We start from the raw sequence: 16,928 nt of genomic DNA, 5'->3' as shown, positions 1-16,928 counted from the left end.
CAAACCATACGAAAAGAACTGATACTATAGCCCCAACAATATAGCTAGCTGTGTATCCTTCAATACCTAATCTTGTATCCAAAGAGAATCCAAGGTCAGCGTGGAATATATAACTTGTTACTATGAAAGTATAGAATATACCGGGTATTAAAGAAATATAGTAGTTTTTGTTATGAGCTTTCAAGTAGATAGATATCATTAATAATGCAAATACAGCTACTAATTGGTTAGTAAAACCAAAGTATCTCCAAAGCATATTGAATCCACCTGCATTTGTTTTAGCAAAGAATAAAATTAAAACTGCAGGAATAAAGATTATTATAGAAAGGATTACTCTCTTTATAGCAACTGATTGGTCAATATTAAATTGTTCTGCAATCATAAGTCTTAGAGCTCTAAAAGCAGTATCTCCACTTGTTATTGGAAGCACTATTACTCCGATTATAGCAAGAAGACCACCTATGCTACCCATAAATCTTTTAGAAATTTCACCAACCATTAAAGTTGCAGTAGTATCAACAGGGGCAGTAGTGTTAAATAAAACCATAGCACCTGCAGCCCAACACATAGCAATAAAACCTTCAGCAAGCATCATGTTATAGAAAGTTTGACGACCTTCTTTTTCGCTCTTAACAGTTCTAGAGATTAGAGTTGCTTGTGAACCGTGGAAACCTGACATTATACCACAAGCTACTGTTATAAAGAAAACAGGTATGAATGATTGAGCAGTAGGGTGTTCAGAAATTAAAGCTCCTGAAGTGATAGGATGAAGATCGGCTCCACCAGTTAAAAGAACTCCAATGAAAACACCAATTGCAGAAATTCCAAGGAATGCTCCGAAGATTGGATATACACGTCCTATAATGGCGTCAATAGGGAAAAGTGTAGCTATGATATAGTAAAGTAAAATACAAGCATACACTATCCATATTACATTTGAGTTTATGTCCATGCGAAGGATATTATTTACAATTAAATCTCCAGGAGTGTAAATAAAAACAACACCAGTTAAAAGCATTAGTATCCAAATAATTATATTGTAAATTTTATTAGTTCCTGTACCAACATATTTTTTTATAAGCGTTGGAACTTGGGCCCCATCATTTCTCATAGAAATCATACCAACAAAGTAATCATGTAGAGAACCTGCAAAAACACAGCCTATAGGTATTGTTAAAAATGCAATAGGTCCAAAAAGGATACCTTGTATAGGTCCTAAGATAGGTCCTGTACCAGCAATGTTTAAAAGTTCAATAAGTTGATTTTTCCATTTTTTCATTCCTACATAATCTACACCATCAGCTTTAGCAATAGCAGGTGTGACACGATCATCTGGATCAAATACATTTTCGCAATATTTTCCATAAGCAAATCCACATACTATTAAAATCAAAACGCCGATTAAAAATAATACCATAAACTTTTTCCTCCTCAAATATAGTTTATACATTATAAATCTAATACATAAAAGCTATTAAATCAAGCTTTTATTAAAGAAAAAAGGACTCATTTAGAGTCCATAATTTCGATAAAATCACCCACAGAGATTAAACCTCCTTTAATAACTTTTGTGAAAATACCCTCAAGTGGCATAACACATTTACCTACAGTTTGCTTAATTGCACAACCTTTGTGACATTCTTTTCCTATTTGAGTAACTTCTTGAATAGTTTCTCCTATTTTCAATAAAGTTCCTATAGGAAGTTCATATAAGACGATTCCTTCAGTAGTCAAATTTTCTGCGAAATCTCCATACTTAAGATTTAAGCCTTCCATTTTATTAAAACTTTCAACACCTAATAAACTAACTTGTCTGTGCCAGTTGCCTGCGTGGGCATCATCCTTAAGACCAAAATTTTCTATAAATTCTCCTGAATCTTGAGGTATTTTTACTACTCCCTTTGTATCTGATTTATTTATCGATATAACTTTTGCCATTAAATCACCTAATATTTCTAAATTGAATTTTAATATATTATACGGCATTTAAAAATTTACCTCAACTTTTAATAAATATAAATTCAAAACTTGACTTATTAAATTAAAAATTATAAATTAAGTTAAAAGAAAAATGGATAAGGAGATAAAAATGGTATCATATATTTTGTTAATATCAATGGTTTTAGGAATAGTATACAACGGATATGGTTATTTTAAAAATGAACATCATGCTAAAATTATGTTACATAAGATGTTAATATCAGGATTTTTATTGGTGGCAATTTTAGTTATATTTTTTAAATTCAGCACATTAGAGAAAATAAATTTAATAGTTGGAATAGTTGGATGGCTATTTTTTGTATCAGGATTTTTTGCAGAAGGATTTTCTAAAAGTGGAGTAATAGTAACTCCAAATTCACTATTTATCTCTATATTTGTCAGATGGGATGATGTTAGAGATTTAAAATTTACAAAATTAAAAAATGGAAACTACTTGGTTAATTTAAAAATAAGTAGTTGGAATATTAGACAAGTATATGGTGAAGAAGAAAGTGAAATTTTAAAGAAATTTTCTAAAAATAAGTAAGCAATCATATTTGTTAGGTAATAAATAGATATATGACAAAAAATAAAAAATTAGGGAACCATCTGGTAATATAAGCTTAAGCAAAAACAAATTATCAGAAAGAAAGGCTTCTTATGAAATTTAGTATAACAGAAGAAATTCAATTTAATCAATATTGATGAAAAAAGAGTATTTACAAAACATTATATAACTATGTAAACTTAAGTCTGATTTGTGTTAAATCTATTGATTTGCCGATAAAGCTACACAGGAAGACAAAATCGAGTAAAACTAGACTAAATAAAAGAAAACAGGGAAAATCTTTAACATACTATGGGAAAAATCATTATCTTAAGATAATGAACTGAATGAATAAACTACCTAGAAAAATCCTAAATTATAAAACTCCTTTAGAGGGTTTTGTTAGAAACTTAATAATTTATGATTAATTGATCACTTGGGTAATATAGTTCAATTTGATATTGCAATTTAGTATATATAAATGATTTAAATTAAACACTTGACAGAAAAAGATATAGAGTTTAATATATACAAAATATAAAAAAGTCTATGAAATGGGTGCTTCTCATATAGATTAAAAGCGATCTGAGTAGAGTGTGAGTCAGAAAATTGAAGTGAGAGTAAGCAGTAGGGCCATGGAGATGGCAATGTGAGAGCTCGAGCATTGCACGTAAAGTTGTCGTTAAACTATAAGTGGGGTTATTTATTTTAACCCAATTGGAGTGGTACCGCGGATATTCGTCTCTTTCTATCTTTAGATGATAGAAAGGGACGTTTTTTATTATAGGGAGGAAAATATGGAATACAATACAATGAAAAATTTAGAACTCAAAAAGGTAGTGTTAGCTTATTCTGGTGGATTGGATACATCAGTTATGATAACATGGCTAAAAGAAAATTTTGGTTGTGAAGTAATAGCTGTTTCAGGAAATGTAGGTCAAGAATCAGAGCTTGATGGTCTTGAAGAAAAAGCATTAAATTCAGGAGCTTCAAAGTTATATATAGAAGACATACAAAAGGAATTTGTAGAAGACTTTGTATTCAATACTCTAAAGGCAGGAGCTAAATATGAGAATCAATATTTATTGGGAACAGCTTTTGCAAGACCTATTATAGCAAGACGTATGATAGAGATAGCGCATAAAGAAGGTGCAGATGCTATTGTGCACGGTTGTACAGGCAAGGGGAATGACCAAGTTAGATTTGAAACTACAATTAGACATTTTGATCCTGAAATAAAAATAGTTGCACCTTGGAGATTTTGGGAAATAAAATCTCGTGAAGAAGAAGAAGCTTATGCAGCACAAAGAAATATTCCTATAAATAAAAATAATGGCTCAGCATATTCAGAAGATAGAAATTTATGGCATATTTCTCACGAAGGTTTGGAAATAGAAAATCCTGCTAATGCTCCTAAATATGATAATTTCTTAACTCTTTCTAAAAAGTTTGAAGATGCTAAAGATGAAACTGAAGAAATTGTACTTGAATTTGTAGAAGGAGTTCCAGTTTCTTTAAATGGAGAAAAGTTGGATGGAGTCTCACTAATAAAGAAGTTGAATAAAATTGGTGGAGAACATGCAATTGGAATAGATGATATTATAGAAAACAGAATAACAGGAATAAAGGTAAGAGGTATATATGAAAATCCAGCAGGTTCAATATTATATAGAGCACATGAAATTTTAGAGTCTCTAACACTTGACGGAGATACTTTGAAGTTTAAACAAATGTTATCTCTTAAGTATGCTGATGAAGTTTACAAGGGACTTTGGTATTCAAAATTAAGAGAATCTCTTCAAGCATTTGTAGATGAGACACAAAAAAGAGTTAGTGGTACAGTAAAATTGAAATTATACAAGGGAAATATAATTCCTAATGGAGTTGAGTCAAAATATTCTCTATTCTCAGAAGAGTTTGCAACTTTTGGAGAAGATGGAGTTTATGACCAATATGACTCTCAAGGTTTTGTAAATTTATTTGCTCTACCTTTAAAAATAGAAGCTATACAAAGCAGAAAGAATGAATGAATGGTAATGGATTTATATAAAGGAAGATTTAATAATAAAACGGCTTCAATTGCTCATGAGTTTAATAGCTCCATTGGAGTGGATTATAAACTCTATAGAGTGGATATAAAGGGCTCAAAAGCACATGCAAAAATGTTGAATAAGTGTGGTATAATATCTGATGAAGAGTTTACAAAAATTGATTCAGGACTAGATTCAATACTTTTAGATATTGAAAATGGTAACCTTGAATTTTCTAAAGATGCTGAAGATATTCATATGTTTATAGAATCTGAGCTGACAAATAGAATTGGAGATGCAGGTAAGAAATTACACACTGCAAGGTCCAGAAATGACCAAGTCGCAGTAGATGTAAAACTATTTACAATAGAAGCTTCTAAAAGAGCTATAGATTTATTAGTTGAATTAGAAAGAATAATATTTAAAGTTGCTGAAGAAAATTTAGATTCTGTAATGCCGGGTTATACACATTTACAAATTGCACAACCTGTTACATTTGCACACCATATAATGGCGTATGCTCAAATGTTTTTAAGAGATATTTCAAGAATATCTGATGCAAGAGATAGAATGATGACTAGTCCACTTGGAGCAGGTGCTTTAGCCACAACAACTTATGAGATAGATAGAGATTTTACGGCATTAGAGCTTGGCTTTAAAGCTCCAACACTAAATTCGATGGATTCTGTATCAGATAGAGACCATGTTGTTGAATTATTATATTGTCTAGCTAATGTTGGAATGCATTTTTCTAGATTGGCAGAAGAACTTATAATATATTCATCACAAGAATTTAAATTTATAACTATAGCTGATGAGTATTCAAGCGGTTCTTCAATTATGCCTCAAAAGAAAAATCCTGATATGGCAGAACTTTTAAGAGCAAAATCGGCGTGTCTATATTCAAATCTAATGGGAATAATGACCATGCTAAAGGGAATACCTCTTGCGTACAATAAAGATATGCAAGAAGATAAAGAATATTTATTTGACAGTGTTGAAACATTTGAAATATCTATAGAAGTTTTAAAAGGTATGTTGGATACTATGGTAGTCAATTCAAATAGAATGAGAGAAATGGCACATAAGGGATATATAAATGCAACGGATACAGCAGACTACCTTGTAAAAAAAGGTCTTGCTTTTAGAGATGCATACTATATAACAGGCAGTATTGTTAAATATGGAATTTCCGAAAACCTTAGCTTAAACGAAATACCTTTAGAAAAATATAAAGAATTTTCAGAAGTATTTGAAGAAGATTACTATAAGTTTATAGATTTAGATTATATATTAAATGAAAGAAAAGTTTTTTGGTGGTCCTTCAGCTAAGTCTGTTAAGGAGCAAATTAAGCTAACTAAAAAGCAATTGGAAGATATTAAAAAACAATAAAAAAACAATGTTAAGCCTTTTTCTATAGAAAGAGGCTTTTTATATCAATTTATCTATATTGTGCATAGGTAAGTTGAATATTAAAAGCTTTTTGGCCGCTTGAGAAAGGGTATATATTGTAATATCATTAATAAAGAAAATATTTTATAGGAATAATAATTTTATAATTATAAATTTATAGAGTAAGTTATTTTTAGGAGGAAGAATGGGAAGAACAATAGAATTTACAGAAACGGTACTCAGAGATGCTCACCAAAGTTTGATGGCAACACGAATGAGAACTGAGGATTTTAAAGATGCTTTAAATCTTTTAGATAATGCTGGGTATAGGGCTCTAGAGTGTTGGGGAGGAGCTACTTTTGACTCTTGTATAAGATTTTTAGATGAAGACCCATGGGAAAGATTGAGATTTATAAAATCAAATTTAAAAAACACTAAGACTCAAATGCTTTTAAGAGGTCAAAATTTATTAGGATATAAAAATTATCCTGATGACGTAGTGGAAAAATTTATAGAACTATCTATTAGCAATGGTATAGATATAATAAGAATTTTTGACGCACTAAACGATATAAGAAATCTTGAAACTTCAATAAGTGCTACAAAGAAATATGGAGCAGAAGCTCAAGTTGCAATAAGCTATACAACTTCTGAAGTACACACTGTGGAATATTTTTCAAATCTTGTTTCTAAAATTACAGAGATGGGAGCGGATTCAATAGCTATCAAAGATATGGCAGGGATATTGACACCATATAAGGCTTATGAATTAGTTACTGAACTAAAGAAAAATACTAATCTTCCATTAGAACTTCATACACACGAGACAACAGGAATGGGTTCAATGACTTATTTAAAGGGAGTTGAGGCTGGAATTGATATAATAGATACTGCAATATCACCATTTTCAGGAGGAACATCACAGCCTTCAACAGAAACTTTAGATGTTTTGATAAGAGAGAGCGGCAATAATACAAGACTTAATATGAAGGTATTAGAAGAATTGGCAAGCTTTTTCCAAAATGTTAAGGAAAAGTATTTGAAAGAAGGGACTCTACCTACAAAAATGTTATCTATTGATCCTAAGGGATTGATTTATCAAGTTCCGGGTGGAATGCTTTCAAACTTGTATACCCAACTTGCAGGTCTTAAAAAACTTGATAAGTACGAAGAAGTTCTAAAAGAAGTTCCACGTGTTAGAGCGGATTTAGGGTTTCCACCACTAGTAACTCCTATGAGTCAAATGGTTGGAACTCAGGCTACTTTCAATATAATAACAGGACAAAGATATAAGATGGTTCCTAATGAAGTAAAAGACTATTTAAAGGGACTTTATGGTCAAACTCCTGTTCCAGTGGATGAAACTTTTAGGAAGAGTATTATTCAAGATGCAGAAGTGATAACAGATAGACCGGCAAACCATTTATCAGATGGACTTCCAAAAATAATTGAAGAGATAGCTGATGTTGCACAATCACAAGAAGATGTTTTAACTTATGCACTATTCCCAGAAGTTGGTAAAAACTTTTTGGAGAGAAAATATAACTTTTAAATATAGATATATCTAAGACACTTTAAAAGCTTTTTTTATAGTGTCTTTTTTATAGCATATATGTGAAAGCTTTAATTAAAATTAAAATTTAAAATAAAACTTAGAAAACATTTTCAATTTATTTGAAAAGGTTATCTAAATATTATATAATGGTCTTAAGAAATTATAGGAGGTAAGTATGAAAAAGAGAAATTTACTTGTTGTTCTAGCAATAGCTACAACAATGCTACTTGTTGCTTGTGGTGGTAATAAACCAAAGAATGATGCTGCTGCAAATTCAGAAAAAACAGCGACAGAAGCTAGTAATTTAATTGTAGGATTTGTAACTGATGAAGGTGGAATTAACGATGCTTCATTTAATCAAGGTGTTTATGAAGGTATTGGGCAAGCTGAATCTGAACTGGGAATTAAGAGGGTTTACAAAGAATCATCTGATGCAAATGACTTTATTCCAAACTTTGAAAGTATGTTAGATGAAAATGCTAACATGGTTGTAGGTGCAGGATTTAAAATGGGGGATATTATTGAGCAAGTTGCTAAACAAAATCCGGATGTCAAATATGCTATGATTGACCATAGTCCTTCTGAACCTATAGACAACTTACTAGGCATAACTTTTAGAGAAGAAGAACCATCTTTCTTAGTAGGTTACATTGCTGGTAAAACTACTGAAACTAACAAAGTTGGTTTTGTAGGCGGACAAGAAGGAACACTTATAGGGCATTTTGAATATGGTTTTAGAGCTGGTGTTGATTATGCAGCAAAAGAACTAGGCAAAGAAATCGAAACTGCAGTACAATATGTTGGTGGATTCAGTGATGTTCAAAAAGGTAAAGCAATTGCAACTCAAATGTATCAACAAGGTGCAGATGTTATATTCCATGCAGCAGGAGGGGCAGGAGACGGAGTTATAGAAGCAGCTAAAGAAGCTGATAAATGGGTTATCGGTGTAGATAGAGACCAATCTGAAGCGGCTCCTGAAAATGTATTAACATCAGCGATGAAAAATGCTAATGTAGCTATATATAAGGTAATTAAAGAATTTGTTGAAAATAATAAGTTTGAAGGTGGAACTACAATTGAGCTTGGTCTTAAAGATGAAGGCGCAGTAGGCATAGCTCCAACTTCAGATAAGAATGTTAAACCAGAAGTTCTTAAAGCTGTAAAAGATATTGAAGAAAAAATTGTAAAAGGTGAATTAACAGTTCCTAAAGATAAAGAATCTTACGAAGCAGCAAAGTAATTTAAGTATTTGAAGAGTTTGGTTTTATCCAAACTCTTTTTTTAATTACTAAATGTGATTTTTATAGTATAATTAACAAAAGGGTGGTGAAGAAGTGCAAAATCAGGATAATTACAAATTAGCTGTAGATATGAGAAACATTGTAAAAAAATTTGGAGATTTTACAGCTAATAATAATATTAACTTTGATGTCAGACAAGGTGAAATACATGCACTTTTAGGTGAAAACGGAGCAGGTAAGAGTACACTTATGAATGTACTATACGGACTATATTCTCCAACAAGTGGCAGCATTTATATAAATGGGAACTTAGTAGATATTAAGGATGCTAATGAAGCTATCAAAGTTGGACTCGGAATGGTGCATCAACATTTTATGCTTATAAAACCGTTTACTGTAGTTGAAAATATAATTCTAGGAATGGAGCCAACTAAGGGTTTGGCACTGGATATTAAATTTGCTAGAGAAAGTGTAATCGAACTGTCTAAAAAATACGGATTAGAAATTAATCCAGATGAAAAAATAGAGAATATATCTGTTGGTATGCAGCAAAGAGTTGAAATTTTAAAAGCTCTTTACAGAGGTGCAGATATATTAATTTTTGATGAGCCAACAGCAGTACTTACTCCTCAAGAAATAGATGATTTTATTAATATAATAAACAATCTGTCACAACAAGGAAAAACTATTATTTTAATAACTCATAAGTTAAAAGAAATTAAAGCAATGGCAGACAGATGTACTATTATAAGACGTGGAGAAAAAATAGATACTGTAGATGTAAAAGAAGTTACTGAATCTGATTTAGCAGACATGATGGTAGGAAGAAGCGTCGGACTAAAGGTAGATAAAAAAGACCAAGAACATGGCGAAGCTGTGCTTGAAATACAAAATCTTGTAGTAAAAGATCAACGAAATGTTGATATGGTAAAAGGACTTGATTTAACCTTATATAAAGGGGAAATCTTAGGACTTGCAGGAGTAGATGGAAATGGGCAATCAGAGCTTTTAGAAGCTATTACAGGACTTAGAAAAATAGAGTCAGGCCTTGTTAAAATAAATGGTGAGGATATAACCAATAAAACACCTAGAGATATTCATGAAGCTGGATTATATAATATCCCGGAAGATAGACAAAAAAGAGGATTAGTATTAGATTTTGATATTTCAGAAAATTTAATTCTAGAAAATTACGACAAAGAAAAATTTTCTAATAAGGGAATTTTAAAATCTAAAGAGATAGAAGATTTTGCTAAAGAATTAGTTGAAAAATTTGATATACGTCCAAGAGATATACATCAAAAGACAAGTGCTTTATCTGGGGGGAATCAACAAAAGGTAATTATTGCAAGAGAAATTACTAATGATCCTGATGTATTGATAGCGGCTCAACCTACGAGAGGATTGGACGTAGGGGCAATTGAGTATGTTCACAGATTTTTAGTAACTCAAAGAAATAATTTTAAAGCTGTTTTATTGATTTCGTTTGAGCTTGATGAAATACTAGCTCTATCTGATAGAATAGCTGTTATTTATGATGGGAAGATATCAAAGGTAATGAAAAAAGACGAAACTAATGAAACTGAAATAGGATTGTTAATGGCTGGAGGTGCTGCAGATGAAAAGTAAAAATAGATTATTTTATACTGTAGTATCTATACTATTTGGATTTTTGTTTGGTTCTATTATTTTAATAATTAACGACATCAATCCTTTACAAGCTTTTAAAGTAATTGTAATAGGAGCTTTAGGAAAGCCATCATATATTTCATGGGTTATAGTTAAAGCAATCCCTATAATTTTGACAGGTATTTCAGTTGCCTTCGCATTTAGAACAGGACTATTTAACATAGGTAGTGAAGGACAATATATAGTTGGTTCAATAGGTGCATTCTTAATAGGTTATTTATTGAAATTACCACCAGTAATTCACCCTATATTTGCTCTTTTAGTTGGCACTCTTTTTGGAGCTATTTGGGGAGGAATTGTTGGTTTATTAAAAAGTAAGTTCAAAATAAACGAAGTAATCTCTTCTATAATGTTCAATTGGATTGCATTTTATTTAAGTAATTATATGTTGAGTTTAAAAGCATTGAGAAAAGTTGGAACTGATACAACTTACCCAATAAATGTAACTGCAAATATTGAAATTTTAGGAAACTGGAAGAGAACAGATGCTGGAATAGATTTCTTAATGAACCACAGCATATTGAAGCAAGTTTTAAGACCTCCATTGAATTGGGGTATTGTAATAGCTATAGTTATTGCAATTTTAGTTTGGTATATTATAAAGAATACAACTTTAGGATATCAATTAAAAGCTGTTGGATACAATTTAGATGCTGCTGAGTACGGTGGAATAAACATACAAAAAAATCAGGTTACTTCAATGTCTATTTCAGGAGCTATATCAGGACTTGCAGGAGCCATTATGGTTCTAGGTGTTGCAGGAAACATAGGGCTTATGGCATCGCAACAAGGATATGGATTTGATGGTATGGCAGTTGCTCTAATAGCTGGTAACAATCCATTAGCTTGTATACCTTCAGGACTTTTATTTGCAGGTTTGAAATATGGTGGAGGAAAATTAAACTCTTCTCTAAATACTTATTCTGAAGTAGTAGATATAGTAATAGGTATAATAATATTCTTCATTGCTATGCCAAGACTTTTAGAACTTATAAGTTCTCTATATAAAAAGAAGGAGGCAAAATAATGAGTACAATTTTAGGTATTATAAGCATTACATTATTATATTCAGCTCCTCTTATTTTTACAGCGCTTGGTGGAGTTATAAGTGAAAATGGTGGGGTTGTAAACATAGGACTTGAAGGTATGATGACGATAGGAGCTATAGTGGGAGCAACTGTTGGTTTTTATACAGGGAATCCTTGGCTTGCATTTTTATGTGGAGGTTTAGGAGGAATGGCATTAGCTCTATTCCACGCAATAGCCACTATAAATTTCCAAGCAGACCACGTTGTAAGTGGTATAGCTATAAACTTAATAGGACCTGGACTTTCATTATTTTTATGTAGAATATTTTTTGACGGAGCTGCAATGTCTAAGTCAATTCCATTTAAAAATAAACTGCCTCAACTTTTTTCTAATGTATTTACAAAAGAGTTGATATCACAATATCCGTGGATGAGATATTTAAAGGTTTTATTTCAACAATATGTTATAGTTTATATAGCTTTTGCATTTGTAGCTATTATGTGGTATGTGCTATATAGAACTAAATTAGGTCTTAGGATAAGAGCTGTCGGGGAACATCCTAGAGCAGCAGAAACACTTGGTGTTAATGCATATAGAATAAAATATTTTTGTGTATTAGCTTCAGGTTTTTTAGCGGGACTTGGTGGAGCAAGTATGAGTTTGGCAATAGTTTCTAACTACAGACAAACTCTAATTTCAGGACAAGGCTTTATAGCTCTTGCAGCCGTAATATTTGGTAACTGGAGACCTCAAGGTGCATTTATTGCTTGTTTAGTATTTGGTGCAGCACAAGGATTTTCAGTTATATTGGGAAATTTAGGAATTCAATTAGATACAAATCTTTTATCAATGCTACCTTATGTAATAACATTGCTTGCTTTGATTTTATTTGTAAAGAGTTCAAATGCACCTAGTGCAGACGGTATTCCATACCAAAGACATAACTAAATTAAGCTTATCAAACCTCTTGTATTACAGGAGGTTTTTTATTATGTATAAATATATTGCCAATTATGATATTATATTTTAAAGAGAAGGTGATATTTTGAACATAAATTGGTATCCAGGACATATGAAAAAAACTATAGAAGATATACAAGCAAAGTCAAAACTAGTGGACTTTTATATAGAAATAATAGATGCAAGAATTCCAATTGCTAGTAGAAATCCTATACTTAGTAAGGTATTACAAAATAAAAAAGGATTACTTATTTTAAATAAGACAGACCTTTCTAATTCTGAGCAGAATGAATTATGGAAAAAGAAATTATCAGATGATAATAACAGAGCTGTTCTCTATAGTGCAGCAAAGCCTAATTCATCTCTTATAGTAAGAGAAGCACTTAATTTTATGAAAGACGAAATAGCAAAAAAAGAAGAAAAAGGTATAAATATGGGACCTTTAAGGGCTATGATAGTTGGCATTCCAAATTCTGGAAAATCTACATTTATAAATGGTATTTCAAAGACAAAGTCGGCTAAGGTAGGCAATAGACCGGGAGTGACTAAAACTAACCAATGGATTAAATTAAATCCTAAGTTACATCTTTTGGATACTCCGGGAGTTCTTTGGCCTAAGTTTGAAGATGAAAAAGTTGGTTTGAATCTTGCTTTTACTGGAGCTATAAAAGATGAAATAATGGATATTGAAACATTGGTGCTTAGATTGATTGAAAGATTGATTAGTATAGACGAAAATATTTTGAAAAATAGATATAATGTTGAAGTAGATGGAGAGCCTATTGAAGTGATGGAAAGAATAGGAAGAAAAAGAGGCGCAATTGTAAAAGGTGGGGAAATTGACTACTCAAAAGTTGCAAATATTGTTCTTGATGAATTCAGGAAAGGTGTCTTAGGAAATATTACATTGGAGACTATTGATGGAAGAATTTGAAAAAGAGTACAAAAAAATTGGCTACACTAATATAGTTGGAATAGATGAAGTTGGCAGGGGTTCTCTTTTTGGAGATGTGTTAGCTTGTGCTATTATAATGCCGGATAGCAGAATAGAAGGAGTAGCTGATTCTAAAAAATTATCTGTAAAAAAAAGAGAGTCTCTATACGAAAAAATACTTGATGAGTGTATAGCAGTAGGTATAGGAAGGATTGATTCTAAGAAAATTGATGAAATAAATATAAAAAATGCGACACACTTGGCGATGGAACAAGCAATTAAAAATATGAGGGATCAAAAAGGGCGAAAAGTATATGCTGATTTATTGTTGATAGATGCAGAAAAAATTGATACTCAAATAGCACAAGTTTCCATAATAAAGGGTGATGATAGGTGCTATTCAATAGCTTGTGCTTCAATAGTTGCAAAAGTATATAGAGATAGTCTTTGCGATAATTGGGAGAAGTTATATCCTGGATATAATCTAAAAAAAAATAAAGGTTATGGGACTACTGAACACAGAAATGCAATAAAAGAAGTAGGATATACACCTATGCATAGGCTTACCTTTTTGAGAAATTTAATAGGTTAAAAAATGAATAACAAAGAGTTTGGAGATTACGGTGAACAGATAGTAACAGATTATTTGGTGAGCAAAGGATGTAAAATTTTAGATAGGAATTATCGAGCTAATGGGACTGAGATAGACATAATATGTTTAGATAAAAATATAATTGTATTTGTAGAAGTAAAGAGCAGAAGGTCTAAAAAGTTTGGGAATGCTTTTGAAGCTGTGGATGAAAGAAAGATTAAAAACATAATAAAAACATCAATGAATTATTTAATTAAGTATGATTATACACATTTGCAAGTTAGGTTTGACGTTGTTGAGTATTATTCAACGGGAGAGATTAATCACATAGAAAATGCATTTGAAGTAGTATGAGGTGAAATTATGTATTCTAAAGTTTTGACTTGTTCTTTACAAGGATTAGAAGGAGATTTAGTAACTGTTGAAGCGGATTTAATGAGAAGTTTACCCAAATTTACAATAGTTGGATTGCCGGACACAGCTATAAAAGAGTCTATAGAGAGAGTTAGATCGGGGATAAAAAATGAAGGTTTAGAGTTTCCTTTGAGTAGAATAACTATAAATTTGCAACCTGCAAGCTTGAGAAAAGATGGCTCGCAAATGGACTTGGCAATAGCAATGTCAATACTATCTGCAAATCAATCTGTTGATATTAAAGAAGAATATATATACATTGGAGAATTGTCATTAGACGGTTCTGTAAATAAGATAAACGGTTGTCTAGCAATGGTAATTTCAATGCGTGAAAAAGGATTTAGAAAGTTTATAATTCCTTATGAAAATCGTGAAGAATGTTCAGTAGTTTTAGACGTTGAAATATACCCAGTTAAAACTTTAAGAGAAGTTGTTAGTTTTTTAAATGGCGAAGAACAAGTAGCTAGATATACTGAAGAATATCATATTGAAGATAAGACTTTTGATATAGATTTTTCAGATATGAAAGGTCAAGAATTTTTAAAGCGTGCTTTAGAGGTATCTGCCGCTGGGAAGCATAATTTACTTATGGTTGGTGAGCCGGGAAGTGGCAAGAGTATGGCAGCTAAAAGATTTCCAACTATACTACCGAGTTTGAATTTTGATGAAGCAATTGAAGTTACAAAAATATATTCAATAGCGGGTCTTTTGAAAGAATCAAAATTAATTACAAATCCTCCTTTTAGAGCACCTCATCATACTGCATCGGCAGTCTCTTTAATTGGAGGGGGGAGAATCCCAAAACCGGGGGAAATATCGCTCTCGCACAATGGTGTACTTTTTTTAGATGAACTTCCCGAGTTTCAAAAAACTGTTATAGAAGTACTGAGACAACCTTTAGAAGATAAAACTATAAGTATATCAAGGGCAAATGCAAGTTTAACTTATCCGTCAGATATTATTTTGATTGCAGCCATGAATCCTTGTCCTTGTGGATTTCATAATTCTAAGGACCATGTGTGCAATTGTAGTGCAGCTGATATAAATAGATATCTATCTAAAATTTCACATCCTCTTTTGGATAGAATTGACATTCATGTTGAGGTTTCTGCTGTAAAATATGATAAATTATCAAATGAAAAAATTGAATCGGAGAGTTCAAAAGTTATAAAAGAGAGAGTAGAAAGAGCAAGAGAATTACAAAAAGATAGATATAGAGATTTCAATTTCCAATGCAACTCTGAGATTAAAGAAAATATGATGGCAGAATTTTGTAATTTAAAAGAAAAATCTAAAAAATTATGGATATGGCATTTAAAAAATATTCTTTTTCCGCCAGAACTTATAATAAAATACTAAAGGTTTCAAGAACAATAGCAGATTTAGAAAATCATAAAGATATAGAAGATACTGATATATTAGAAGCTATAAGATATAGGACAATGGATGTTAAATATTGGAGTTAATATGGAATACAGAGACTATATATTATATTTAAATTTAATTGGAGTTGAAAATATTGAAATAGAAAAAATTCAAGATTATCTATCTATAAATGATATACATATTTCAGAAATATTTTCATCTGAAGCAATTCAAAAAAATTTTTCAAAAGCAGTTAGAAATAGACTATCAAAATTTGATGAGGAAAAACTAAAACTTTTAGAGGAATATTGTTTTAAAGAAAATATAAATATCTTAACTTACATAGATGATGATTATCCAGATAGACTTAGATACATAGAAAATTCTCCGAGAGTACTTTATACAAAAGGCAAATTTTCTAAAGATGACTTTTTTAGCATAGGTATAGTTGGCTCTAGAAATCACTCAGATTATGGAAAAGTTGTTGTAAACTACATAGTGGATAATTTAAAGCCAGTAGGGGCAACAATAATTTCAGGGATGGCTTATGGAATAGATGCACTGTCACATAATAGGGCAATATTTAACAATATGAGGACAATAGCTGTTCTTGGAAGTGGGGTAGATGTGATATACCCTAAAGCAAACTCTCATCTCTATTCTGAAATAATAAACAATGGAGTTGTGTGTTCAGAATATCCTCCTGGAACCGCACCAAAGCCTTATAGATTTCCTCTTAGAAATAGAATAATTTCAGGTCTTAGTTTGGCTATAATTGTTGTAGAGGCTAGGAATAAAAGTGGCAGTCTTATAACTGCAAGGATTGCAGCTGAGCAAGGTAAAGAAGTTTTTTCAGTTCCGGGAAATATAAATAGTTTTTATTCAGAAGGCACAAATGCATTAATAAGAGATGGGGCTAATATATTGAGTTCTATTGATGAGTTGTTGGCAATACTTCCAAAGGTAGAGAAAAAGAAAACTTTTTGAAGTGGATTTATCTGAAGATGAAATAAAAGTTGTAGAGTGTATAGAAAAAGGTGTCAATGAAATAGATGATTTGGCTAGAAATTTATTCATGAATGTTTCAGAACTAAGTAGTTTTTTAACTATTTTAGAGCTTAAAGAAGTGTTGACAGTTAATGGAAAAAGAATTCAACTAAATATGTAATTATAAAATTAAATACAATTTAAAATGCACC

The 16,928-nt window shown here is 31.2% G+C and carries 15 protein-coding genes and 1 pseudogene; 14 read left to right on the top strand and 2 right to left on the bottom strand.

The annotated features are described in order from the left end of the window. Both HMPREF9129_RS09165 and HMPREF9129_RS09160 read right to left on the bottom strand, forming a co-directional pair. Positions 1 to 1,417, bottom strand: a 1,417-nt coding sequence (locus tag HMPREF9129_RS09165; RefSeq protein WP_083827202.1) for a carbon starvation CstA family protein, incomplete at its 3' end; no start/stop codon positions are given. Positions 1,418 to 1,506: 89 nt separating this feature from the next. After that, positions 1,507 to 1,986: an MOSC domain-containing protein gene (locus tag HMPREF9129_RS09160; RefSeq protein ID WP_004822843.1), complete on the bottom strand. Its 480-nt coding sequence runs from the start codon at positions 1,984 to 1,986 to the stop codon at positions 1,507 to 1,509. Positions 1,987 to 2,089: 103 nt separating this feature from the next. On the opposite strand from HMPREF9129_RS09160, the gene HMPREF9129_RS09155 reads away from it, so the two are divergent. From HMPREF9129_RS09155 to HMPREF9129_RS10790, 14 genes and pseudogenes are all read left to right on the top strand, one after another. Beyond that, positions 2,090 to 2,527 carry a hypothetical protein gene (locus HMPREF9129_RS09155; protein ID WP_040553022.1) on the top strand — a complete coding sequence of 146 codons (438 nt, stop codon included), beginning with the start codon at positions 2,090 to 2,092 and terminating at the stop codon, positions 2,525 to 2,527. A gap of 797 nt (positions 2,528 to 3,324) precedes the next feature. Further along, positions 3,325 to 4,557, top strand: a complete 1,233-nt coding sequence (locus HMPREF9129_RS09150; protein ID WP_245946091.1) for an argininosuccinate synthase — start codon at positions 3,325 to 3,327, stop codon at positions 4,555 to 4,557. A gap of 6 nt (positions 4,558 to 4,563) precedes the next feature. Further along, positions 4,564 to 5,889 carry an argininosuccinate lyase gene (gene argH, locus HMPREF9129_RS09145; protein WP_257009257.1) on the top strand — a complete coding sequence of 442 codons (1,326 nt, stop codon included), beginning with the start codon at positions 4,564 to 4,566 and terminating at the stop codon, positions 5,887 to 5,889. Positions 5,890 to 6,155: 266 nt separating this feature from the next. After that, positions 6,156 to 7,502 (top strand): oxaloacetate decarboxylase subunit alpha, encoded by a 1,347-nt coding sequence (locus tag HMPREF9129_RS09140; protein ID WP_004822836.1) that lies wholly within the window; start codon positions 6,156 to 6,158, stop codon positions 7,500 to 7,502. Between the two features lie 178 nt (positions 7,503 to 7,680). Then, the gene (locus tag HMPREF9129_RS09135) at positions 7,681 to 8,745 is read left to right on the top strand and encodes a BMP family lipoprotein (protein ID WP_004822834.1); all 1,065 of its coding nucleotides are present in this window, start codon (positions 7,681 to 7,683) and stop codon (positions 8,743 to 8,745) included. A 130-nt stretch (positions 8,746 to 8,875) separates the two neighbouring features. Next, positions 8,876 to 10,375 (top strand): ABC transporter ATP-binding protein, encoded by a 1,500-nt coding sequence (locus tag HMPREF9129_RS09130; RefSeq protein ID WP_040553041.1) that lies wholly within the window; start codon positions 8,876 to 8,878, stop codon positions 10,373 to 10,375. Beyond that, on the top strand, positions 10,365 to 11,462 hold the full coding sequence (locus tag HMPREF9129_RS09125; protein ID WP_004822831.1) for an ABC transporter permease: 1,098 nt from the start codon (positions 10,365 to 10,367) through the stop codon (positions 11,460 to 11,462). The genes HMPREF9129_RS09130 and HMPREF9129_RS09125 overlap by 11 nt, the downstream gene beginning before the upstream one ends. After that, positions 11,462 to 12,412 carry an ABC transporter permease gene (locus HMPREF9129_RS09120; RefSeq protein ID WP_004822829.1) on the top strand — a complete coding sequence of 317 codons (951 nt, stop codon included), beginning with the start codon at positions 11,462 to 11,464 and terminating at the stop codon, positions 12,410 to 12,412. Before HMPREF9129_RS09125 ends, HMPREF9129_RS09120 begins: the two co-directional genes overlap by 1 nt. Before the next feature lie 97 nt (positions 12,413 to 12,509). Next, positions 12,510 to 13,358, top strand: coding sequence for a ribosome biogenesis GTPase YlqF (ylqF, locus tag HMPREF9129_RS09115; RefSeq protein WP_004822827.1), 849 nt, complete (start codon positions 12,510 to 12,512; stop codon positions 13,356 to 13,358). After that, the gene (gene rnhB, locus HMPREF9129_RS11875; RefSeq protein WP_004822824.1) at positions 13,345 to 13,950 is read left to right on the top strand and encodes a ribonuclease HII; all 606 of its coding nucleotides are present in this window, start codon (positions 13,345 to 13,347) and stop codon (positions 13,948 to 13,950) included. The genes ylqF and rnhB overlap by 14 nt, the downstream gene beginning before the upstream one ends. Positions 13,951 to 13,953: 3 nt before the next feature. Continuing rightward, positions 13,954 to 14,304: a YraN family protein gene (locus HMPREF9129_RS11870; protein ID WP_004822822.1), complete on the top strand. Its 351-nt coding sequence runs from the start codon at positions 13,954 to 13,956 to the stop codon at positions 14,302 to 14,304. A gap of 9 nt (positions 14,305 to 14,313) precedes the next feature. Beyond that, positions 14,314 to 15,830: pseudogene (locus HMPREF9129_RS09100) on the top strand (YifB family Mg chelatase-like AAA ATPase). A 1-nt stretch (position 15,831) separates the two neighbouring features. Continuing rightward, on the top strand, positions 15,832 to 16,716 hold the full coding sequence (dprA, locus tag HMPREF9129_RS09095) for a DNA-processing protein DprA (RefSeq protein WP_169311348.1): 885 nt from the start codon (positions 15,832 to 15,834) through the stop codon (positions 16,714 to 16,716). A 1-nt stretch (position 16,717) separates the two neighbouring features. Then, the gene (locus HMPREF9129_RS10790) at positions 16,718 to 16,897 is read left to right on the top strand and encodes a DprA-like winged helix domain-containing protein (protein ID WP_004822816.1); all 180 of its coding nucleotides are present in this window, start codon (positions 16,718 to 16,720) and stop codon (positions 16,895 to 16,897) included. The last annotated feature ends 31 nt before the right edge of the window (positions 16,898 to 16,928 follow it).

Source organism: Peptoniphilus indolicus ATCC 29427 (genome assembly GCF_000227315.1).
Taxonomy (GTDB): domain Bacteria; phylum Bacillota; class Clostridia; order Tissierellales; family Peptoniphilaceae; genus Peptoniphilus; species Peptoniphilus indolicus.
Note: the sequence above shows the minus strand (reverse complement) of the source record. Positions and strands in the feature narration are given on the sequence as shown.

Coding starts and splice junctions, on each gene's coding strand:
- HMPREF9129_RS09140 (WP_004822836.1), top strand. CDS start 6,156: ATGGGAAGAACAATAGAATTTACAGAAACGGTACTCAGAGATGCTCAC.
- dprA (WP_169311348.1), top strand. CDS start 15,832: ATGGAATACAGAGACTATATATTATATTTAAATTTAATTGGAGTTGAA.
- HMPREF9129_RS11870 (WP_004822822.1), top strand. CDS start 13,954: ATGAATAACAAAGAGTTTGGAGATTACGGTGAACAGATAGTAACAGAT.
- rnhB (WP_004822824.1), top strand. CDS start 13,345: ATGGAAGAATTTGAAAAAGAGTACAAAAAAATTGGCTACACTAATATA.
- HMPREF9129_RS09120 (WP_004822829.1), top strand. CDS start 11,462: ATGAGTACAATTTTAGGTATTATAAGCATTACATTATTATATTCAGCT.
- HMPREF9129_RS09130 (WP_040553041.1), top strand. CDS start 8,876: ATGAGAAACATTGTAAAAAAATTTGGAGATTTTACAGCTAATAATAAT.
- HMPREF9129_RS09155 (WP_040553022.1), top strand. CDS start 2,090: ATGGTATCATATATTTTGTTAATATCAATGGTTTTAGGAATAGTATAC.
- argH (WP_257009257.1), top strand. CDS start 4,564: ATGGATTTATATAAAGGAAGATTTAATAATAAAACGGCTTCAATTGCT.
- HMPREF9129_RS09150 (WP_245946091.1), top strand. CDS start 3,325: ATGGAATACAATACAATGAAAAATTTAGAACTCAAAAAGGTAGTGTTA.
- HMPREF9129_RS09135 (WP_004822834.1), top strand. CDS start 7,681: ATGAAAAAGAGAAATTTACTTGTTGTTCTAGCAATAGCTACAACAATG.
- HMPREF9129_RS09125 (WP_004822831.1), top strand. CDS start 10,365: ATGAAAAGTAAAAATAGATTATTTTATACTGTAGTATCTATACTATTT.
- HMPREF9129_RS09160 (WP_004822843.1), bottom strand. CDS start 1,986: ATGCCGTATAATATATTAAAATTCAATTTAGAAATATTAGGTGATTTA.